Consider the following 5,118-nt stretch of genomic DNA (forward strand, 5'->3'; position numbering starts at 1 on the left):
CAGCTCCAACGCCAGGCTTGAGGCCACCGCTGATAAAGATTTTAGGAGAGGTCAGTCTTCTGATTCTTCTATCTTGGGATCCAAGCTCTTGGCGGTAAGGCGCAGGGCCTCTGCCTGATCCATCACTCGTGGAGCTTGTGCTGCCGTCTCAACGCCCTGGCGATAGCTCTCCCACAGAGGCATTTCCGGGTAGGTCTGCTGCAGTTCCTCAATCCGATCCAAAAGGGCCGCCAGCCAGCCGGCTGTGCCCCAGGTGAGCAAAAACTGGAAGGGGTTCCAGAGGTTGAGCTGCCGCCCCAACTCATTTAAGCTCTCGTTGCGGATGGGCGGATCGAAGATGTTGGCCACCGTCATCAACTGTCGTGCCAGCAGGGGTCGAAGGGCTTTCTCGGCAGCCTCCACCACGGCAGGGATGGCGGCCTGGATCCGGTCGGGGTCGGGAATATTCCGCGCCTGGGGCAAGGCTTGCAGCACCAACTCCAGCCGCCGCCCTGCCTCTGCTGATTCCAAGGCCGATTCCAGGGTGGTGCCCACACTGAGAAACACTTCTCCCGTCAGCAGCCGCACTGCATCGATGACCAGGTGATACAGGGGGGGGATCACGAGCTTAATCCACTCGCTCTGGAAAAACTCCCGCAGCCGCCGGGCCGCATAGTCCCCCACCTGGGTGGTCTGGATCCCCACTTGGGTGAGATTGAGGTACCAGTCGGGGGGGGATCCCTTGGGATCCAGCCAACGGCGCAGGGTTTGCCATTCTTCTTGCGTGAGAGCGGTGCGTCCCTGTTTCAAACCGGTTCGCCGCAGCTTGCCCTCGGCATTCAAGAGCCTGCGCAGCTCCGGTGTGCCCAACAAGGACAAAGCACCTGCCGAACCCACACTGCCAATCTCGATGGCAATCAAGGTGACTAACAAGGCGGCTGAGGCTGTCACCTGGATCTGGCCAGTTTTGTCCATCACAAGAGGCAGGCGGCTGTTGCCATAGGCACGGGCACTCATCGCCTCCAGAGCAGAGCGTTGCTCAGAGCTCAGCACCCAGGAATCGGTTTCCGCCGGCTCCTGCAGGCCGTGATACAACAGGCTGGCCACCCAGGCTCGATCGGCAGCCCGCCCCAAAGAGCCAATGACCACCTCCCATTGGCAGGGGTTAAGCAAGGGCAGGAGGGCTTGCAGCTCTTGCCGGATGGGCTCTGGAGAAGTTGCACTTCTTGCCCTGTCCAGAGCTGCCTGCAGCCGATCCCGCGCCTCTCGGCACAGCCCGCCCCACTCCAGTTGCAGGCGGGCCAGGGTTTGTTGCACCGTTTCTTCGGAGCGCCGGGGCAGATCCTGCCAGCCCGCCTCCAGTTGCCGCCACAGCTCCTCCCAGTTCAGGCCCTCAGCAGCGCCATTGACGGGATCCGCAGCAGTGCTGGGCGAGGCATTGTGGGGCTCGGAAGCGGAAGAAGGATCCAGGGGCTCAGACATGGACAGAGGTGGCCTCAAGGGGATTACCGGCATTATAGCTAGGGGTAGAAGGCCAGCCGCGGTAAACCCAACGTTTCCGGCCATCCCATCATCAAGTTGAGACACTGCACTGCCTGCCCGGCTTGCCCCTTCATCAGGTTGTCGATGACCGACAGGACGATAACCCGGTTGGTGCGGGTGTCCACCTCCAGCCCAATCAGGCAGGTGTTGGTGCCGGAGACCCATTTGGTTTGCGGGTAAACCCCCCGCGGCAGCACCCTCACCCAGGGGGATTGGCGATAAAAAGCATTGTAGATAGTGAGCAAGTCTTCCCCCACAAAGCCGGGATCCCGCAGGTTGGCGTACAACGTAACGTGGATGCCCCGCACCATGGGCACCAGGTGGGGCGTAAATTGCACAGTGATGGGCGTGTGGGTCAGGTCGGCACAGCCCTGCTCGATCTCGGGCGTATGCCGGTGTTGGGCCACGCCATAGGCCGCCAGCGAGCCGTCCACCTCGGCAAACAGGGATCCCACCTTGGGGGTGCGACCTGCCCCCGAAACGCCGGACTTGGCGTCGAAAATGAGGCTGTCCAGCTCCACCAACCCCTGCCGCAGCAGCGGGGCCACTGCCAGCAACGAGGCGGTGGGATAGCAGCCGGGACAGCCCACCAGTTGGGCTTGGGCAATCGCCTCGCGATACAGCTCTGGCAGCCCATAGACCGCCTGCTCATTGGCTTGGCGATAGGCAGGGCTGGGCCAGTTGGGATCCGTCTGCCCCAGGCGGTACCACGATTGGTAGGTGGCCAGGTTGCGGAAGCGGTAGTCTGCCGAGAGATCTAGAACTTTGCAGCCTTTGGCCAGCAAAGGCGGGGCCAGGTCCGCCGCCAGCCCATTGGGCAAAGACAAAAACACCACCTGGCTGCTGGCGGCAATGCGATCCACCTCTACCGGCTGCACGGTCAGATCCACCACCTGGGCCAACTGGGGATAGAGATCCCCATAGCGCTTGCCGGCACTGTCCTGGCCGGCCAAGTAGGTAAGCTGCACGCCGGGATGCTCGCTCAGCAGCCGCACCAATTGCACTCCTCCATACCCGGAAGCCCCGACAATGGCGACGCGGACGGGATCGACGGGTGGGAAGGAGCGGGGCGCCATATTGGCCATGGGGAGCTGCCTGTGCAGGAGAAGTTACATGATGGCTTGCCTTAAGTTCTATCGCATTTTTCCGCCGCATTTGCCCCTGCATCTTGTTCATCCGCACGGGTATTGCCCAGCAACCCAGTGGGATTTGTTATGCTGGGCTCACCGGAGCTGCTTCGGCCTTGGCAGCGGCTTCTATCTTTCTTTGTGTCTGTCTGGGTAGCTTCATCATCTTCGGTCTATGCACTATGAGCGATTGATCAACATTGTTCTGCGAGCCTACGGCCAAAGCAGCCGCCATGGTCTGGATCAAGAAACCCTGACCCTCTACTCCGAAGGCCCCTACACCCTCTACAAGCTCACCTCCCATTTCGACCGCCGCTCCATTTTTGTCTTGGCCCAGAATCAGCGGGATATGTTTGTTTCCGGCGATGCATTTCACAACAAGCTGATCCCGGGGGAATGGCAGGCGTGGCTACACCAGAAAGCGTTGAGCATTGCTCCCGATACAGCAAAAGCGGGCTAGTCGGAGACGAGCCCGCATCCAGCCTGTCGAGATCCGGCCAAGAGCTGTAGGGACTACCTGTTGTTGGCCAAAACCCCTGGTTGAACCTGTCGGGGCACCACCGAGAGCCGATCCAGCTCAGCACAATAGGCCAGATCCCTGTCGTTTTCCGGCCCAAGCCCCAACAGCCGCTGCCCGTGGCTAGAGTGCCGCAACAGACCCAGGAGATCCTCCTGCCAAGTTTGGTAGAGAGCTAGGGCGGCCACCGCTTCGTCGTTGCCCAACTGCTCCAACGAGCAGCCCAAGCGATGCAAAATCGCCCCGGCACAGGCGGTGTCTTCCAACGAAAAGGCACCTTCCCAGCCGGATCCCACCAGCCACACTTCGGCAAAAGCTCCTTGTCTGAGAAATTCCACCACCGCTCCCAAGTTCACCAGGGCCGCCGTGATCACCACCGGGATCCCTTCTAGGCGCTGCAGGCTGCGCGTGCCGTTGGTGGTGCTCAGGAAGATGCGCTTGTCTTGCACGCGGTCGGGGGTGTAGTCGAGGGGGGAATTGCCCAGATCGAACCCTGCCACTGCTTTGCCCCCCCGTTCCCCCGCCAAAAGCCGCTTGCAAGCCGGCCAGTTTTGGCTTGCCTCCTGGAGCTGTTGCAAGTGAGCAAACACCTGTACCGCCTCTGCCCCTGCTGCCAGCGCTGTGGCAATGGTGGTGGTGGCCCGCAGCACATCGATGGCCACCGCGCACTCTGGGATCCCGGATAGAGGCACCTGTTCGGGCGTGTAGAAGTGGGAAAAGCGCATGGGAAAAGGGTGAGGAGCGAAAACGTTAAAACTCACGCCGGGCAAACACCAACACCGCCAGAATGAGCAGCAAAAGGGTGTAAACCAAGCCGTAAAGTGCATCTACGAGAAGTTCTGCCGGAGGGGGAACTTGGCCGTAAACGGCAGCGTCTCTCAGGTTGAGGCGCTCCAGATCCGGCAACACCCAGTAGATCATCTCGAACACTTTGCCCAACCCGCCATCTTCCACCAACTTGCTCAATTGCAACAGAGCACGGCTGGCATGGCCCATCAGGAACAGGGCAATGGTGTAGAGCGTAGCCAAAATTGAAGAGGTAAAAACCCCGAATAGCAGGGCGGCGGCGACAATCAGCGCCAGCTCCAAGAAAGTAAAGGCCGCCGCCCAGGAAACGGCCAAAAGGGGAATCGGAGCCTGCACCACCAGCAAACTCAGCAGAAAAACGGCCGTCATCAGCAGCACCAGCACCGACAGCAGAGCCGACAGGCCCAGATGCTTGCCGACAATGAACTCTGCCCGGCTCATGGGTTTGGCAATCAGCACATAGACAGTGCGCTTTTCGATCTCTTTATTCACCAGCCCTGTGCCAACGAAAATGGCCACGATCAGCCCAAAGAAGTGAATGGCCGCCAACCCCAAGTCGGCAATAATCTTGTTGTGGGCTTGGTTAGCCACCTGCGGGATCAAAACAATGGCTCCCAGCATGGCCACCGCAAATACCATCACCAGGTAGAGAATCCGATCCCGAATCGTTTCTCGGAAAACGTTGTGGGCAATGGCCACCACGCGCGTCGCATCCATGTCTGCACTCAAAGCCGTGACGATCCGACTGATACACTGGTAACAGATCCAGCTCCCATTTTATGCAGTTCCAGGCCCAGATCCAGATTCACCTGCGCCCCTCTGTGCTCGATCCTGCCGGGGCCGCCGTCCAGTCCAGCCTACATCAGTTGGGGCACACCCAGGTGCGGCAGGTGCGTATCGGCAAGCACATCCAACTGCAGCTAGAGGCTCCCGACGCCGAAACTGCCCGACGCCAGGTGGGCGAGCTGTGCGACCAACTGCTGGCCAACCCGGTGATCGAGACCTATCAAATCCAAGTGGATCCCATCGAGGGTTAATTTGCGGGGTTCGCATGATTGGGGGTTGATCGAGCTTTCGCGGTGGGAAGACCCCCACTGTAGAGCCAGCAGGGTGTATCGACAAAGACAGTTTGGCAAGGCGATTGGG

Annotated in this window: 6 protein-coding genes; 2 read left to right on the forward strand and 4 right to left on the reverse strand. The window is 60.2% G+C overall.

Translation table 11 applies throughout. From position 1 onward, the window contains the following. Positions 1–51 precede the first annotated feature (51 nt). Together NW844_RS12050 and argC are read right to left on the reverse strand one after the other, a co-directional pair. Complete coding sequence (locus tag NW844_RS12050; protein ID WP_414335954.1) at positions 52–1,461, reverse strand: hypothetical protein; 1,410 nt, start codon at positions 1,459–1,461, stop codon at positions 52–54. A 38-nt stretch (positions 1,462–1,499) separates the two neighbouring features. Further along, the gene (gene argC, locus NW844_RS12055; RefSeq protein WP_414335956.1) at positions 1,500–2,606 is read right to left on the reverse strand and encodes an N-acetyl-gamma-glutamyl-phosphate reductase; all 1,107 of its coding nucleotides are present in this window, start codon (positions 2,604–2,606) and stop codon (positions 1,500–1,502) included. Between the two features lie 217 nt (positions 2,607–2,823). On the opposite strand from argC, the gene NW844_RS12060 reads away from it, so the two are divergent. Beyond that, the gene (locus NW844_RS12060) at positions 2,824–3,108 is read left to right on the forward strand and encodes a hypothetical protein (RefSeq protein ID WP_414335958.1); all 285 of its coding nucleotides are present in this window, start codon (positions 2,824–2,826) and stop codon (positions 3,106–3,108) included. A gap of 53 nt (positions 3,109–3,161) precedes the next feature. Here the strand turns inward: NW844_RS12060 and NW844_RS12065 are convergent, their stop codons facing one another. Next, a complete protein-coding gene (locus NW844_RS12065; RefSeq protein ID WP_414335962.1) occupies positions 3,162–3,890 on the reverse strand; it encodes a 2-phosphosulfolactate phosphatase family protein in 729 nt (242 codons plus the stop codon). Positions 3,891–3,915: 25 nt separating this feature from the next. Continuing rightward, positions 3,916–4,689: an ABC transporter permease gene (locus NW844_RS12070; protein WP_414335959.1), complete on the reverse strand. Its 774-nt coding sequence runs from the start codon at positions 4,687–4,689 to the stop codon at positions 3,916–3,918. A gap of 62 nt (positions 4,690–4,751) precedes the next feature. On the opposite strand from NW844_RS12070, the gene purS reads away from it, so the two are divergent. Continuing rightward, on the forward strand, positions 4,752–5,009 hold the full coding sequence (purS, locus tag NW844_RS12075) for a phosphoribosylformylglycinamidine synthase subunit PurS (RefSeq protein WP_414335961.1): 258 nt from the start codon (positions 4,752–4,754) through the stop codon (positions 5,007–5,009). The last annotated feature ends 109 nt before the right edge of the window (positions 5,010–5,118 follow it).

The sequence above is a fragment of the Synechococcus sp. H55.2 genome (genome assembly GCF_047462495.1).
Taxonomy (GTDB): Bacteria; Cyanobacteriota; Cyanobacteriia; order Thermostichales; family Thermostichaceae; genus Thermostichus.

Coding starts and splice junctions, on each gene's coding strand:
- NW844_RS12050 (WP_414335954.1), bottom strand. CDS start 1,461: ATGTCTGAGCCCCTGGATCCTTCTTCCGCTTCCGAGCCCCACAATGCC.
- argC (WP_414335956.1), bottom strand. CDS start 2,606: ATGGCCAATATGGCGCCCCGCTCCTTCCCACCCGTCGATCCCGTCCGC.
- NW844_RS12060 (WP_414335958.1), top strand. CDS start 2,824: ATGCACTATGAGCGATTGATCAACATTGTTCTGCGAGCCTACGGCCAA.
- NW844_RS12065 (WP_414335962.1), bottom strand. CDS start 3,890: ATGCGCTTTTCCCACTTCTACACGCCCGAACAGGTGCCTCTATCCGGG.
- NW844_RS12070 (WP_414335959.1), bottom strand. CDS start 4,689: ATGGATGCGACGCGCGTGGTGGCCATTGCCCACAACGTTTTCCGAGAA.
- purS (WP_414335961.1), top strand. CDS start 4,752: ATGCAGTTCCAGGCCCAGATCCAGATTCACCTGCGCCCCTCTGTGCTC.